The 15,806-nt window shown below is 55.6% G+C and carries 11 protein-coding genes and 5 pseudogenes; 2 read left to right on the top strand and 14 right to left on the bottom strand.

Features of this window, described 5'->3' with window-relative positions; translation table 11 throughout:
- Positions 1-11: 11 nt before the first annotated feature.
- The 5 genes and pseudogenes from trkH to ubiD form a co-directional block, all read right to left on the bottom strand.
- A pseudogene (trkH, locus tag ACTBDU_RS03860) lies at positions 12-1,465 on the bottom strand (Trk system potassium transporter TrkH).
- 43 nt (positions 1,466-1,508) lie between these two features.
- Positions 1,509-2,125 (bottom strand): annotated as a pseudogene (locus tag ACTBDU_RS03855) (YigZ family protein).
- A gap of 12 nt (positions 2,126-2,137) precedes the next feature.
- Positions 2,138-3,452 (bottom strand): annotated as a pseudogene (gene pepQ / locus ACTBDU_RS03850) (Xaa-Pro dipeptidase); the annotation flags it as partial.
- Positions 3,453-3,561: 109 nt separating this feature from the next.
- Positions 3,562-4,263: an NAD(P)H-flavin reductase gene (fre, locus tag ACTBDU_RS03845; protein ID WP_438805619.1), complete on the bottom strand. Its 702-nt coding sequence runs from the start codon at positions 4,261-4,263 to the stop codon at positions 3,562-3,564.
- Between the two features lie 50 nt (positions 4,264-4,313).
- Positions 4,314-5,798 (bottom strand): 4-hydroxy-3-polyprenylbenzoate decarboxylase, encoded by a 1,485-nt coding sequence (gene ubiD / locus ACTBDU_RS03840; protein WP_438805618.1) that lies wholly within the window; start codon positions 5,796-5,798, stop codon positions 4,314-4,316.
- Positions 5,799-5,979: 181 nt separating this feature from the next.
- Here ubiD and rfaH point away from each other — a divergent pair, with 181 nt between their 5' ends.
- Complete coding sequence (gene rfaH, locus ACTBDU_RS03835) at positions 5,980-6,471, top strand: transcription/translation regulatory transformer protein RfaH (protein ID WP_438805617.1); 492 nt, start codon at positions 5,980-5,982, stop codon at positions 6,469-6,471.
- Between the two features lie 135 nt (positions 6,472-6,606).
- Here the strand turns inward: rfaH and tatC are convergent, their stop codons facing one another.
- The 9 genes and pseudogenes from tatC to udp all read right to left on the bottom strand — a co-directional run bounded on the left by tatC (position 6,607) and on the right by udp (position 14,455).
- A complete protein-coding gene (gene tatC, locus ACTBDU_RS03830) occupies positions 6,607-7,377 on the bottom strand; it encodes a Sec-independent protein translocase subunit TatC (protein WP_438805616.1) in 771 nt (256 codons plus the stop codon).
- Positions 7,378-7,380: 3 nt separating this feature from the next.
- Positions 7,381-7,971, bottom strand: a complete 591-nt coding sequence (gene tatB / locus ACTBDU_RS03825; RefSeq protein WP_438805615.1) for a Sec-independent protein translocase protein TatB — start codon at positions 7,969-7,971, stop codon at positions 7,381-7,383.
- Positions 7,972-7,974: 3 nt separating this feature from the next.
- The gene (gene tatE / locus ACTBDU_RS03820; protein ID WP_438805614.1) at positions 7,975-8,241 is read right to left on the bottom strand and encodes a twin-arginine translocase subunit TatE; all 267 of its coding nucleotides are present in this window, start codon (positions 8,239-8,241) and stop codon (positions 7,975-7,977) included.
- Between the two features lie 50 nt (positions 8,242-8,291).
- Positions 8,292-9,926, bottom strand: coding sequence for a ubiquinone biosynthesis regulatory protein kinase UbiB (ubiB, locus tag ACTBDU_RS03815; RefSeq protein WP_438805613.1), 1,635 nt, complete (start codon positions 9,924-9,926; stop codon positions 8,292-8,294).
- Entirely contained in the window at positions 9,923-10,537 is a 615-nt protein-coding gene (gene ubiJ, locus ACTBDU_RS03810; RefSeq protein WP_438805612.1) for a ubiquinone biosynthesis protein UbiJ, read from the bottom strand. Before ubiJ ends, ubiB begins: the two co-directional genes overlap by 4 nt.
- 7 nt (positions 10,538-10,544) lie before the next feature.
- On the bottom strand, positions 10,545-11,303 hold the full coding sequence (ubiE, locus tag ACTBDU_RS03805; RefSeq protein WP_438805611.1) for a bifunctional demethylmenaquinone methyltransferase/2-methoxy-6-polyprenyl-1,4-benzoquinol methylase UbiE: 759 nt from the start codon (positions 11,301-11,303) through the stop codon (positions 10,545-10,547).
- Positions 11,304-11,373: 70 nt separating this feature from the next.
- A complete protein-coding gene (gene rmuC, locus ACTBDU_RS03800) occupies positions 11,374-12,969 on the bottom strand; it encodes a DNA recombination protein RmuC (protein ID WP_438805610.1) in 1,596 nt (531 codons plus the stop codon).
- A 67-nt stretch (positions 12,970-13,036) separates the two neighbouring features.
- Positions 13,037-13,552: pseudogene (locus ACTBDU_RS03795) on the bottom strand (DedA family protein).
- 145 nt (positions 13,553-13,697) lie between these two features.
- Positions 13,698-14,455: pseudogene (gene udp, locus ACTBDU_RS03790) on the bottom strand (uridine phosphorylase).
- A gap of 244 nt (positions 14,456-14,699) precedes the next feature.
- Here udp and ACTBDU_RS03785 point away from each other — a divergent pair.
- Positions 14,700-15,527 (top strand): dienelactone hydrolase family protein, encoded by an 828-nt coding sequence (locus tag ACTBDU_RS03785; protein WP_438805609.1) that lies wholly within the window; start codon positions 14,700-14,702, stop codon positions 15,525-15,527.
- Positions 15,528-15,806 lie beyond the last annotated feature (279 nt).

The raw sequence follows: 15,806 nt of genomic DNA, 5'->3' as shown, positions 1-15,806 counted from the left end.
GTAAACCTTAATCACTCACGCCAAAAGGTCGGTGCAAACAGGACCAATAAGGTGAATACCTCCAGACGGCCAAACAGCATGGTCAGGATGAGGATCCACTTGGCCTCCGCGTTCATGGAGGTAAAGTTATCGGCCACGACACCCAGGCCGGGCCCGAGGTTGTTTAGCGTTGCCGCCACTGCCGCAAAAGCAGAAAAGTTATCGACGCCGCTGGCGACTACCGCCAGCATACTGAGGATAAACACTAGCGCATAAGCGGAAAAAAAACCCCAAACCGCTTCCAGAATTCGTTCCGGCAGCGCCCGGTTACCCAGTTTGATGGTGTACACCGCGTTTGGATGCACCAAGCGTTTCAGTTCACGCGAGCCTTGCAAATAAAGCAGCAGAATGCGGATCACTTTCAACCCGCCTCCCGTAGAGCCGGCACAGCCGCCGATAACCGCTGAACAAAGGAGCAATATTGGCAGGAATAACGGTTATTGGGCGATGCTGTCAGTGGTAAACCCGGCGGTGGTTGCCATGAAAACCACTTGAAAAAACGCCTGGATTAAGCATTTGCAGGCTGTTAGCCTATACATCGTAACGCCAAAGAATCAACATGCAGACCCACCACCAGCGTCAACTGTACCGAAATAAACATGCGAAATTCGGGATCTCGCCAGTAGACTTTCAGATTGCGGCCGCTGAGGGCGGCGAAATGGAGAGCGGAATTGCAACCGGATATCAGTAGAAATACGGCGACAATCGCGTTGATAAGCGGGCTATGGTAATAACCAATACTCGCATCGTGGGTGGAAAAGCCGCCGATGGCGACAGTGGAAAAACTGTGGCCAATCGCATCGAATGCTGGCATACCCGCGCCCCATAGCGCCAGCGCGCAGGCTATGGTCAGCGCCACATAGATGAGCCATAAGGTCTTGGCGGTTTCGGCGATACGCGGGCGCATTTTATTGTCTTTCAGCGGACCGGGCATTTCCGCGGGGTACAGCTGCATGCCGCCGACGCCGAGGATAGGCAGAATCGACACCGCCAGCACAATAATACCCATGCCGTTAAACCACTGTAGCATCTGCCGGTAAAACAAAATGGCGTGGGGCAAGGTATCCAGCCCTACCAGCGCGGTGGCGCCGGTAGTGGTCAGCCCGGAAAAGGATTCAAAAAACGCATCGCTGACTGACAAATTAGGGTGTTCGGCAAATAAAAACGGCAAAGCACCCACACTACCTAGAACGGTCCAAAACAGCACCACAATAAGGAAGCCTTCGCGAGATTTCAATTCGCTTTTTTGACAATGGTTAGGAAACCACAGCAAAAGTCCAATAGCCTGTGCGCAAAAAAATGTTTGCGCGAAAGCGCTACCGGCACCATCCCGATAGATTAAGGCCACCAGGCCGAAGATTATCATAGTCACCGAGAACAAGATGACGAGCAGACCCACGATGCGGGTTATGGTGCGAAAATGCATGTCTGCACTATCCTTAATGATTACACACTTCGTGCGGAAAACATTATTGTGGAACCAGCGTCAATTGCAATGCGCCGCGGCTAAGATCGCGCAATTTATCATTGGCCACCGTAATGCGATGCAGCGGTATCTCGAGAGTAAGTATAATCGATTCCCGATATCCACCTTCAACGATTAGCCCTTCAGGCTGTCGTATCGCGGCCTCTAGCCAGACCAGCTGCGGGTAATGGCAGCGCAGCACGAAACGCCGGCGCGGAATACGTGCTATCTGCAAAACCCGTTTCAGCGCTTGCTGCACCCCGCCGCCGCAGGCTTTGACCAGTCCGCCAATGCCCAGTTGAATCCCCCATAATAACGCACCACTACCGCACTGATTTCCCCGAGACCGCTTCCATCCAGCTGAGCCAGGATTGGCTTGCCGGCGGTACCCGAGGGGTCTCCATCGTCGGAGAACCCCCGCAGGCGGAAGTCAGAAGGCGGGCCGGCAATATACGCCCAGCTGTGATGCGCGGCCGTCGGATGCTGCCGGTGACATTGCAGGATATAGGCTTTAGCGGCGTCGATCCCCTGGGTGGGGGACAGTAACGTGATAAAACAACTTTTTTTGATTTCCGCCGTCAGCGTGACTTCTGACGCCGGTGCGAACCATGACGTCGTCATGCCAATTTCAGCGCGCGTCATACTTTCAATGTGATTGTCGTGAATAACGACATTGTCCTCAATACGAATACCGCCATAAGGCTTAAAGCTTTCAGTACGCGACCAGTTGAAATGACGGCCAAAGGCGTTGGCGCGCCAGGAAGCCAGCAGCGATTCGATAAAATAAAGACCAGGTTCGATAGTCAACACCATCCGCGGCTGCAGCACGCGCGTGAAGCGCAAATGAGGATAGCGTGACGGCGGCGCCAAAGAAGTGCCGCGTTCGTCTTGCATAAAGCCGGCGTCATCGTGCACTTGCAACCCCAGGGGATGGCCTAGCCCGTGGGGGAGGAACGGCAGGGTCAAACCCTCCGTCACCATTGCATCCTCACTCAAGCCACTGAGGATATCAAACTGCTTTAAAAGCTTAGCGCTTCTACTGTGCATCTGCAGATGATAATCGATGTAGTTGACGCCGGTTTCGATGGTGGCGATAAGTGCCTGCTGCTCGCTATTCATCGCCGCGATAAGCGCAGCGAAGTCACTGTCTTTCTGCGCCACATAGGTACGGGTCAGGTCGGCGGCGTAACCGTTGTATTCGGTGCCGGCATCGATAAGAAAACTTATTACGTGTTCTGGCGTGCGCTGGTCCAGGTGGGTGTAATGCAATACCGCCGCATGTTCATTCAGAATGATAATATTATCATAGGGCACATCGGTATCGCGGTGGCCGCAAGCGCTGAGATAGGCGATATTGATATCGAATTCGCACATGCCGGACAAGAAAGCCTCTTTTGCCGCCCGATGACCATTCACCGCTGATTTTTGCGCTTCGCGCATGCAGGCTAGTTCGTAATCGATTTTGTAGGCCCGGTGATAATGCAGATAATCCAGTACCGGCTGCGGGTTGATAAAGTCACGTTTTATTCTCAGCAGAGATGCCCGCTGCGGCGACGATCCCAAATAGGCGACGTTGTTGCGCGGCGGCAACAGCGCGGCAATTTCGTCCTGATCGGCGAACGGGACGATGTCCACATACTACGGCGTCCAAAAGCTGTCCAGCAACGGTTCCACCAGGTACCAATAATCTATTGGCAGGTAGTACCACAGTTTCGGCTTGTTAACACCGTCGACCCACAGCCAGTAGTGCGGCACGCGGGTAACCGGCAACCAGGCTTTGAACTGTGGATTGACCTTAAACGGGTAGTCATGATCATCAAGAAAGCGGCTTACCGGCTCGCCGGCATGGATTCAGTAATCCTTCCAACTGCTGGCGCTGCAATATCTCCCGGATGCGCTGTTGGAGTGTGGCGATATGATCCCGGTATAACGAAGAAAGCGATTCCATGTTTAGACCTTATGTGGAACGTAATTGACCCATATTACCATAGCGCTCCGCCTGGAACAGCGCCCGGCCGCCGCCGCGCGAGTCGCGGCGTTGGTGCGGAGAGAGCGGTTTAGATAAAAGCGAAAGCGTCACCAAAAATGCGCTCGACCACAGCGCCGCGCTCGGCGCAAAAACGTTCACGGGCGATTTTCGCCATTTCAAAGCGCCCCGCGATATAAATATCGTAGGGTTCCAGAGAGCCATAGTCCTGCATCACCGCCATCAGCACGGTGCCGGAACGGCCCTGCCAGTGCTCGTCAGGCTGTTCCACCACCGGTACCACAAACAATTGTGGATGCTGTAAGGTAAGCGCTTCCAGCTCGCCTAAATCATACAGATGATCCCGTTTGCGTCCCCCCCAGTATACCGCCACTTTTCGCTCGGGCTGGCGCGCCAGCACTGTCAATAAAATAGAACGTACGTAAGAGAATCCGGTGCCACCAGCGATCAGCACGATCAGCCGGTCGGTATTGTCACGTAACCAAGCTTTGCCCTGCGGGACTTCGACGGTGATTTTTCTTTCTTTCAGAATACGGTCCATAACTGCCATCGCATACAGATTGAGTTCAGAAGCGCCGATATGCAGCTCGATAAACGTCGTTTCCATGGGCGTCGACGCCAGGGAAAAAGGCCGTTTATCACGTTCATCCATTACCACCATCAGGTACTGACCGGCGCGGAAGTGGAAAGCCGCTTCCGGTACCAGCCGTACGCGGTAAACGGTATCAGTAATAGCATCCACGGAAGAGACCTTACAGGTCAATGTTGTCATGCAGTCCCTCTGTCGGGTCATTAAGCAAATTGCCACGGGCGCCGCGTATATTACGACTCGTGACCATTGTTCAGGATAGCCAGTTGGTCCCAGATAGCGTCAACGCGCGCGCGTACCGTCCGATCCATTTCAATCGGCGTGCCCCATTCGCGCTGCGTTTCTCCCGGCCATTTATTTGTCGCGTCCATGCCCATTTTCGAGCCTAGTCCGGAAACCGGTGAAGCGAAATCAAGATAATCTATCGGCGTATTTTCCATTAAGACAGTATCGCGTGCCGGATCCATTCGGGTGGTCATCGCCCAAATCACGTCTTTCCAATTACGTGCATCAATATCATCATCGCATACGATAACAAATTTGGTATATATAAATTGACGCAGGAAAGACCAGACGCCCATCATCACCCGCTTGGCATGACCGGCATATTGTTTTTTGATGGTCACCACCGCCAGGCGATAGGAACACCCCTCCGGCGGCAAATAGAAATCCACGATTTCCGGGAACTGCTTTTGCAAAATAGGTACGAAGACTTCATTAAGCGCCTCGCCCATGACCGCCGGTTCATCGGGCGGGCGACCGGTATAGGTTGAGTGGTACAGCGCATCGCGCCGCTGCGTAATATGAGTGATGGTAAAAACCGGGAAGCTATCGGTTTCATTGTAATAGCCGGTATGATCGCCATACGGTCCTTCCGTTGCCGTTTCGCCCGCTTCCAGGTAACCTTCCAGCACGATTTCAGCGCTGGCCGGCACGTCTAAATCGCAGGACACGCACTTGACCACCTCGGTTTTGTTGCCGCGCAGTAGGCCTGCGAAAGCGTATTCGGAGAGCGTATCGGGCACCGGCGTTACCGCGGCCAAGATCGTCGCTGGGTCGGCACCGAGTGCAACCGCGACCGGAAAGCGTTGACCAGGATTTTGCTGCGTCCATTCCTGGAAATCCAGCGCCCCACCGCGGTGCGAGAGCCAGCGCATAATCACCTTATTTTTGCCTAAAACCTGCTGGCGATAAATACCAAGATTTTGCCGTTCCTTGTGCGGCCCGCGGGTGACCGTAAGCCCCCAGGTGATAAGCGGCGCGGCGTCGCCGGGCCAACAGTGCATGACCGGAATACGGCCGAGATCCACATCCCTCCCCTGCCAGATCTGTTCCTGGCAGGGCGCAGAGTTCAGCCGTTTGGTCGGCATATGCAGCACCTGGCGAAATTGGGGAGCCTTGTCCAGCAAATCGCGAAAGCCCTTAGGCGGCTCCGGCTCTTTTAAAAACGCCAGCAATTTGCCCACATCGCGCAAAGCGTTAACGCTTTCCTGACCCATACCAAGCGCCACCCGTTCAGGGGTGCCGAACAGGTTGCACAGCACCGGCATGGTGTACCCTTTCGGGTTTTCAAACAGCAGCGCCGGACCGCCGGCGCGCAGCGTGCGGTCGGCGATTTCCGTCATTTCCAGATAGAGATCGATGGGCAAGCTGATTCGTTTTAATTCCTCTCGCTGCTCCAGCAAGGCGAGGAAGTCGCGCAAGTCACGGTATTTCATGGCTTCATCAGGAACGTTATTTAGCCTGCATTATAAGATTTGTTTATCAGCCTTGCTGGCCTTTTGTCAAAGATCGGTAAAAATAAGTTACCCTGACTGCCCGACAGCAGCGGCGTCCGGTGCTATATATATTATGGCTTTTGCTATGCTGAGACTCCGATGAGATCGGTAAATTGTTACTATGGAAGCTTGGTATTTATTGTATTGTAAACGCGGGCAATTACTGCGTGCTAAAAAACATTTGGAACGGCAGGGCGTCGCCTGTTTGACGCCGATAGTCCCCCTGGAGAAAATCATCCGGGGCAAGCGCACAGAAACCTGCGAGCCACTGTTTCCAAACTATTTGTTTATCGAGTTCGATCCGGAAACGATCCATACCAGCGCCATCAGCGCAACCCGCGGTGTCAGCCACTTTGTCCGCTTCGGCAGCTTACTGGTAATTATCCCTTCCGCAGTCATTAACGATCTGCGCGAGCACAGTTTTGACAGCGTGACTGTTCCTGAGACGCCTTTATCCGGCGATAAGGTATTGATCACCGCCGAGGTATTTGAGGGCCTGCAGGCCATTTATACCGAACCCGACGGCGAGGCGCGCTCTATGCTGTTGCTTAATCTATTGAACAAACAGGTCTATCAAAGCCTGGATAATCGTCTATTTCAGAAAATGCAGTAGCCCGTATTAGCGCGGCCGATGCCGCATCGCCCCCCGCCGTGCTTCGCGGACAACGCCGAAAAATCTGGCCATAGCAGCTACCTACAAGCCCAAGCCTCCCTCGTCCCGACGGACGTCATAGTGGCCATAAAGGTGTTACTCAGGCTCGTTTTCCTCGGGATCATTCTCTTCCTGAGCGCCTTTGCGCCCTTTACCGACATAGAACCGGGCGAAGAAAACGCCGATTTCAAACAGCAGGTACATGGGTATTGCCAATAGCGTCTGGGAAAACACATCCGGCGGCGTCAGCAGCATACCAATGACAAAGGCGCCGACGAGCACATAAAGCCGTTTTTTGCGCAGATCCTCCAGCGTCACCACCCCGCTCCAGCACAGCAGTACGATCGCCACCGGCACTTCAAACGACACCCCAAACGCCATAAACAATGCCATGACGAAATCGAGATAGTTATTGATATCAGTCGCGATTAGCACGCCGCGCGGGGCGGTATGGGCAAAGAAACTGAAGGCCAGCGGGAAGACGGCGAAATAGGCGAAAGCCATACCGGCATAAAACAGCAGCGTGCTGGAGAACAATAGCGGCATCATCAGCCGCCGTTCATGTTTGTACAGCGCGGGAGCAACGAACGCCCATACCTGGTAGAGCAACAGCGGCGCGGAGACAAATACCGAGACGATGATGGTCAATTTGATGGGCGTGAAGAACGGCGACGCGACATCCGTCGCGATCATGCTGGCGCCTACCGGTAGCTGTTTGATAAGCGGGGCGGATATTAGCTGATAAATATCGTTAGCAAAATAAATCAGCGCTAAAAAGACCACCAGCACGCTGAGGATGCAATAAAGTAGCCGTTTGCGCAGTTCGATTAAGTGACTGATCAGGGGTTGGGTATCATCAACGGCCATGGATTAGCGATCATTATTCAGTGGAGAAGTGGACGAAGCCGGCCCCGTGGCGGTTGCCGCTCTGCCGGGTTCTTCTGGTGCCGGCACCGGCGCCTGCGCGGCGGGCGCCGCAGCCTGGGTGGTCGTATTGGCGACGGAATCAGTCGGCGCAGAAGCTTTGACGCTTGGCGCCATTGGCGGCACTTCAGCCTGACAATCGCCCTCCACCGGCGTCACGCCGTCATGCAACGCCTCCGGATCGGGGACCAGCGGGTTATGAATGGTATGCGGTTCAGCCGGGTCCAGTGCTGCGCTATTGATACCCTTGAATTCTTTCTTCATGGACTCCGCCGCCTCGCGTAGCTCCTCCATAGACGCTTTCAGCTCCGGGGACAGATTGTTTTTACTGGCCTCTTCGACTTTTTTCAGGCTGTCCTGCAACTTTTGCAGCTTAAGCTCCTGCGTTAATTCGCTCTGCACCGTCGACGCCATAGATCGTATTGCCCGGATCCACCCTGCCACCGTCCTCACCGCAACCGGCAGCCGTTCCGGACCCAGCACCACCAGTCCGATAACGAATACCAGCGTAAGCTCACCAAATCCAATATCGAACACGGCTTATACCCGCTCTTTATCTTTATTTTTGGCTTCATCCGGACGTGCCGGGTTGGCTTTCGGCGCAATGGGCGGCGCGGTAAAATCGGCATCCTGAGAGGACTTGTCCGACGATGTCGACGTCGTGTTGTCATCCTCGCTCATGGATTTTTTAAAGCCTTTAATCAAGGTGCCTAAATCCGATCCCAGGCCGCGCAGTTTCTTGGTGCCGAACAACAACACCACGATAGCCGCAATGATTAGTAACTGTGTAATGCTAATACTACCCATAACTTTGCCTCACAAAAGGGGTAAAACCCGGGTTAACGTTTCACCGACGGCTACGCAGTGCGTTTCCAGCCGACAATCCAACTGACGATACCGGCGGCCATAAGCCAGGCCGCCAGGGATCCCTCGTTAGCGCCTTGCGCCATTAAAAACGTGCCGCTGAGCAGCAGCGTAGCGCCAATGCCGAACAGAAAACGGGATTGGCTTTGGCGCACGTGATGAACCCGCATTTCCACCGTCAAGCGATCGACGCTTTTCTGCAACAGGCGATGCTGCTTGAAGCCGTCATAAACAAGTTCGGGCAACTCGGGTAACTTTTCCGCCCAATAGGGCGTCTTTTCCTTAAGCGCGCGCAGAATGGCCGGTAAACCTACCTGACCCTTGATCCACTCTTCCAGAAAAGGCTTAGCCGTTTTCCATAAATCCAGCTGAGGATAAAGTTGACGCCCGACGCCTTCAATATACAGTAGCGTTTTTTGCAGTAATACCAGCTGCGGTTGCACTTCCATATTAAACCGCCGTGCGGTGTTAAAGAGATTCAACAGTACGTGGCCAAAAGAAATTTCCGCCAGCGGCTTTTCAAAAATAGGCTCACAGACGGTGCGAATAGAAAACTCGAAATCTTCGACATTGGTGTCCGGTGGCACCCAGCCGGAGTCCACGTGCAGCTCCGCTACTTTGCGGTAATCGCGGTTGAAAAAGGCGATAAAATTTTCCGCCAGATAGCGCTTATCTTCTTTATTCAGCGATCCGACAATACCACAGTCGATACCGATATACTGCGGGTTCTCGGGATGTTCAAAACTGACGAAAATGTTGCCGGGGTGCATATCGCCGTGAAAGAAACTATCACGGAAAACCTGGGTAAAAAAGACCTGTACCCCGCGCTCCGCCAGCAGCTTCATATTGGTGCCCTGCTTCTCCAGCGCGGCGACATCATTGACCGGTACGCCATAGATGCGCTCCATCACCATCATGGTTTCGCTGCAGTAGTCCGGATAGACTTCCGGGATATACAGCATCGGGCTACCGTCAAAATTACGTCGCAACTGGATGGCATTGGCCGCTTCACGCAGCAAATTGAGCTCATCGAGCAGCGTCTTTTCATATTCCAGCACGACCTCGACCGGCCGCAGACGTCGACCGTCCGGCAGCAGATGCGGCACCCAGCTGGCCAGCCGGTACATCAGACGCATATCGGCCTTGATCATCGGCAAAATATCCGGGCGGATCACTTTGATCACCACCTCTTGGCCGTTTTTTAGCCGGGCGGTATGCACCTGCGCAATCGAGGCGGAAGCCAGCGGTTCCTGCTGAAAATCGTCGAACCAGCTTCCCAGCGGCTGCCCCATGGAACGCTCGATATGCGCGCGCGCCAGGGCGCCGTCAAAGGGCTGCACCCGGTCTTGCAGCATCGCCAGCTGATCGGCGATGGCCGGCGGAAACAGATCGCGGCGGGTCGAAAGCATCTGGCCGAACTTGATCCATACCGGACCCAGTTCCTGCAACGCCAGGCGTAAACGTTCGCCCAGCATGCGTTGTGCATGGTTGTTCGGCATCCAGAACAGCAAATTGCGTCCCAGCTGCAGCGGCAAAGTCAACTGCGTTTTCGGGATAAGCTCATCCAGTCCGTAGCTGAGCATGACACGAATAATCAGATAGAGGCGGCGGATCTCTCCGAATATCATCTGCTGGCCTCCCATTTTTCCAGGCGGGCCGCCAGATTCTCGCCGGCCCGGGTGACCTCATTCACTTCGCTGCAAAACCAGGCCCGCTCCAGCGCCGAGGGCGCCAGACGCCATTCATCAGTTATTGCCTGCGTTACCCGCCCCTGGCCAGTGCGCAACAACCGCAGCGTGCTAGTCAGCCGGCGCGCGACCGTTCGACTGACGCTTTCAGCGGCGATATCGCCTATCCAGGGGGCCAGCAGTTCAGCCCCATCGAATTCAGCCATATCCAGCAGCACGGCGAATTGTTGCAGGAACTGGAGATCGCCCTCTACGTCGAGGAAGCCTTGCTTAATCAGCTGCGTCAACTGCTGACGTTCCCGCAACGCCGGCAGGGTGGCAAGACGGGTGCGCACCGTGCAATCCGCCGCGCCATTCCAGGCGTTGAGCACATCCACCTGACGCTCGCCGAATACCAGAATAACCGGCCTCTCCCATTCGGCCAATTCAAAGCGCAAAACTTTACCTTTCTGGCGCTCACGGGCGGCGGACATGGCGCGATCTTGATATAGCAGTCGTTCAAGCACGACTTCCAGCGTTGCGCTTATCAACGGCATCAGCCAACATGTCATATCCCGATCAGAATTTATAACCGCGGTGCAGGGCCACGATGCCGCCGGTCATATTGAAATATTCGGCGCTGTCGAACCCGGCATCCAGCATCATCGATTTGAGTGTTTCCTGATCTGGATGCATGCGGATGGACTCCGCCAGATAGCGATAGCTATCGGCATCCCGGGCCACCATTTTACCGATGCGCGGCAGAACATGGAAGGAGTAGAGATCGTAAGCTTTGTTCAGCGGCTTGAAGCGCGGGGTGGAAAACTCAAGAATCAGCAGTCGCCCGCCGGGTTTCAGCACCCGGTACATTGACTTTAACGCCCGCTCTTTTTCGGTCATGTTGCGCAGACCAAACGAAATGGTAATACAGTCGAAGGTATCATCCGGAAACGGCAGCGCTTCAGCATTGGCCTGAACATAGCTGACATTGCCCAGAATGCCGCGATTACGCAGCTTCTCACGCCCCACCTTCAGCATGGAGTCGTTGATGTCCGCCAACACCACCTCTCCGTCTTCACCCACCAGACGTGAAAATTTGGCGGTCAGATCGCCGGTGCCGCCTGCCAAATCCAGAACTTTTTGCCCGCGGTGCACGCCACTGCACTGGATAGCGAAACGTTTCCAGATGCGATGAATGCCGAAGGACATCAGGTCATTCATCAAATCGTATTTTGCCGCGACTGAGTGAAAGACATCCGCCACCATTAACGCCTTTTGATCCTTCGCTACTGTGCGGTACCCGAAGTGGGTTGTTTCACGCTTGTCGTCATCTACCATGTTCGTCGTCCTGCTTAATCAGTTTCAGAGAAGTGTAACAGATGCGTGCTGAAAGCCCCACCGCGGCACGTTACTCGCGCAGCGGGCATTCCTCACGCGGCTGCCGTGACGGACCAGCCCCATCCCGTGCCCCGTCCGTCGGTGACTCGCGTTCTTCCTCCTGCTGTGGCGCACCCGCTGTCGGCAGGTCTGTCACCGCCGCCGTCGCCTCGCCGGGGCGATCGGCAAACGGAACATGGACACCCGGCGCGGAAGCGATGGGTCGTTTAATTTCTACGCCCAGGGCGCGGAACCCTTCCGCTTGGCCGATAATATTACCACGCCCGTCGGACAATTTATTCTTCGCCAGTCGGTAGCTGGCTTGCGCTTTACCAAGGCTCTGGCCGATAGCATTAATATCATCGACAAACAGCCGCAATTTATCATACAGGCGCGCCGCGCGTTCGGCGATATGCTGGGCATTGCGGCTTTGATGCTCGTAACGCCACAGGTTATTAATAGTGCGTAGCGCAACTAACAGCGTGGTGGGACTGACCAACATAATATTGTGCGCCAGCGCTTCGCTTATCAGCTCCGGCTGCCGGCTAATCGCCAGCATAAAGGCCGGCTCTATCGGCACAAACATCAGCACATAATCCAGCGAGCGTAATCCCGGCAATTGCTGATAATCTTTACGTCCCAGCAATTTCATATGGGCGCGTAGCGAATTGACATGTTCGGCGAGCGCCAACTGGCGTTCAGCATCATTGTCGCTGTTAAAATAACGTTCATAGGCCACCAGCGACATTTTCGCGTCAATGACCACATCTTTACCCTGCGGCAGACGCACCACCACATCGGGCTGAAGACGTCGACCGTCGCCTTGCTGAATGCTGATCTGGGTCTCGAATTCATGACCTTCACGCAGCCCTGACGCTTCCAGCACCCTGCTAAGCACTACTTCGCCCCAATTTCCCTGCGCCTTGTTATCCCCCTTGAGCGCGCGGGTCAGATTGACGGCCTCTTGGGCCATCTGGGCATTGAGCTGCTGTAAATTGCGGATTTCATGGGCCAGCGTGTGGCGTTCACGCGCCTCCTGGCCAAAACTGTCCTGCACCTGGCGGCGAAAGCCCTCCAGTTGTTCGCGCAGCGGCATCAGCAGTCGGTCAAGGCTCTGCCGGTTTTGTTCGTCTACCTTGCGTCCGCTGTGCTCAAAGATGCGGTTGGCCAGATTTTCAAACTGCGCCGACAAGCGTTGCTCGCTGTTCATTAACAGGCGCTGTTTCTCTTCTGCCGCCAGCCGGGTTTCCTCAAGACGGATAGCGACTTCACGCAGTTCCGCCTCCTGGCTGCTGTTAATTTCCCGCTGTGCCCGCAGCTCTTGATTCAGCTGCTTGCACTCCTGGCGAAAATGGGCAAGAGAGGTCAACCGCTCCTCGGCGGCGGCCAATCGGCCGAACAAATCACGCTGCTCGCGTTCGCCCTCGCGCGTCGCAAGTTCGGCCTGCCTGCGAATGTTTTGTTCGTCGGCGAGCGCCTGACGCGCCGCCTGCAGCCCCTGCTCGAGACTGACCCGTTCCGCTTCCTGCGCCAAATGCCGCTGATGCAGCCGGGCGCCGACAATGAGCCAGCCAACCCCCACGCCAATGAGTGCGCCACCGATACCGTAAAACAGGCTGTAATCCATGTTGCCTCCGCCTAACCCATGCTGACAGTCCCGTTAAGAAGGAACTTGTATAGATGTCCAGCGCCTTTTATTGGCTGACAAAGCACGCCAGCCAGCGCAGGCTGAATGCGCCAGGTGCTGACAGACCGAATGCCCAGAACGCAGCAGACACAAAATTGGCTAATTAAACCCTAGCCGGGGCATACCACAAAGCCCTGCCACGAGCGGTACTACCGCACGCAGCGAGCCGAAAAAGCGTCCGAAAAACACGCCGACTATCCCCACAGCGGGCAAAAAAGACGTGGCCGCGCTGGAGCATGGCGGGATGACGGGTGAAAGGCCACAGGTCATAGACCCGTTGCTGATAGTGGGGGCCCACCCAGTAAGAGAGCCAGTCGCCAAAAAAGCCGTCCGCGACCACGGCACAATAAATCGGCCAAAACGGGATGCCGGCTTCGCCTATTAGCGCGCCCAGCTCGAGCAAGATAATCGTCGCCGCCAGCAGTAGCGACAAAAAGGCCAATGACTCGCCGAAGGCCAGCAGAAAGACGATGGGTATGGCCTAAATCTGATGCTGGCGTACAAAATCGGTAATCAGGGAAATTTAGACATCCACTAAAGCTTTATTTCTGACTCATGCCGCGGACGGGACGCATAAACGACGCATCACCCGCCAGCAAAAAAAAGAAAGACGATGCTGCAGGCCGCCCAGATTCGGCGACCGCCGCTCGCGGGCTTATCGACCGTCGTCAGGCGGTAAGCAACAGACGGGCGACCTCGACGACGATAGTCACAGCGTCGCTTTCCGTTTGTTGCAATGCCGCCAGATCAGGCGTTTCCTGCTGCAGATGGTTGACGATAACCCCCGCCACCATACCGGCGCGCAGCACCTGCGTCGCGCACATGGTCAATAAAGTCGCGGATTTCATTTCGTAATTTATCACCCCCACACCCTACCATTCCTGCAGTGATCCTTTAAACTGCCGCACCACCCGGCCAGAATAGGTGTCATAGCGCTCCTGGCCGGGATAGAAGGTATCAGAGGAAGCGGTGACGCCCACGTGCAGCCGGGCGCCGCTCTATTTCGCCTTCGCCGCCTGCACCACCGCGCGGGTGCAGGCAAACCCCGCTACCGCCAGGAATGCCAGCGGCGCAAAGTGCTGGCTGGCGCCGTGCGTCTGGACGGCGGCGGTGGTGATTAGCACATCGCCCACATTGATGGCGTTTTGAATGGCGCCGGTAGTACCCACCCGCAAAAAGGTGCGGATGCCGAGCTGGGACAGTTCTACCACCGCGATAGAGGTAGAAGGTCCGCCAATGCCGGTAGAGCATACGATCACCGCCTTGCCCTCCAGCTCCGCGCGCCAGGTGGTAAATTCACGGTGCGTCGCCAGATGTACCGGATTGGTCATCAACCGGGCGTTTTTTCCACCCGCTGGGGGTCGCCCGGTACGATAACAAGCGTAGCGCCTGCCAGGTCGGAAAATGTCAGACTGCTCCACGGCATATCCCTTTGAAAAAAATGGCTTATATCGCCGATAATATCATTATTCCCCGGTATTTACCGTGATAAATCCCCGTTTTTTCTCGCCGTACCCTACCCCCGCCACGGTTGGCGCGCACGAAAAGTTTGCCTAACTGGAAGCACGACCCACATTCGCAGGATAGCGGCATTGACGGAACCGGCTTCGACGGCCTAAGTTGATAGGTGTAGCTGTTCAACTGGTGATAATGACAAAAGGTTAATGCCAATGAGCCCTAACGATACCCTTACTCCTTCGACGTCGGTTACCGCTTTTGCCCGCGCCGCGGGCGCACCGGCCGCAACCGCCATCGTCACCAACGAGGCAAATCTGACTTGCAGCCCCACCACCGTTCCCAGCCAGGGCGACGCCATGCCCGCATGGATGGCCCGGCCCGCCGGCCAGCATGACGCTTTACCGGTGGTCATCGTGGTGCAGGAAATTTTCGGCATCCATCAACACATCCAGGACCTTTGCCACCGCCTGGCCAAGGAAGGTTATCTGGCTATTGCCACCAAACTGTATTTTCGCCAGGGGGATCCAATGCAATATGACGATGTCGCCACGCTGCTGGCGGAGCTGGTCAGTAAAGTGCCCGACAGTCAGGTCTTGGCAGATCTGGACCATACCGCGCACTTTGCCGCAACCCAGGGCGGGGATCTGCGTCGTCTGGCGATAATCGGTTTTTGCTGGGGAGGGCGAATCAGCTGGCTGTATGCGGCGCACAATCCCCAATTACGAGCAGCGGCCGCCTGGTATGGCAAATTGCCCGGCGACAAAACATTGTCAATGCCCAGGCACCCGGTGGACGTGGCCACCCAGCTTGGTGCGCCGGTGCTCGGTTTGTACGGCGCACAGGACGACAGTATTCCACTGGAAACGATTGATACAATGCGCCAGGCGCTGCGCGCCGCCAACGCGGAAGCGGAGATCGTGGTGTATCCCGATGCCGGCCATGCGTTTAATGCCGACTATCGCCCGAGCCATCATGCCGCCTCGGCGCAGGACGGCTGGCAACGCATGCTGGCCTGGTTTGCCCGCTTCGGCGTGAAATAAAGCGGCAGCCGGCGGGATAATCAATGAACCATGAGGAAAGAAAGCGTCAGATATAACGCTGTGTGCGCAGCGGATAAACGCGCACAGCACAGCGGCGCCCCGGGGATCCCGGCAACCATGCTTATTACGCATGCAGCCAATAAAAAAGGGGCGCAGTCGCGCCCCGGGAGAATACGATGCTACCTTAACCAGATTGATGGTGGCCACCGCGCTTGAATGAACGCCGGTACGCTCTGCCCTGACGGGTATTTCCGTGGTGCGGAACAACCTTTCTTGACT

The organism is Sodalis sp. (in: enterobacteria) (assembly GCF_051710625.1).
Classification (GTDB): Bacteria; Pseudomonadota; Gammaproteobacteria; order Enterobacterales; family Enterobacteriaceae; genus JBPESN01.
This window is presented reverse-complemented; position numbering and strand designations above follow the sequence as displayed.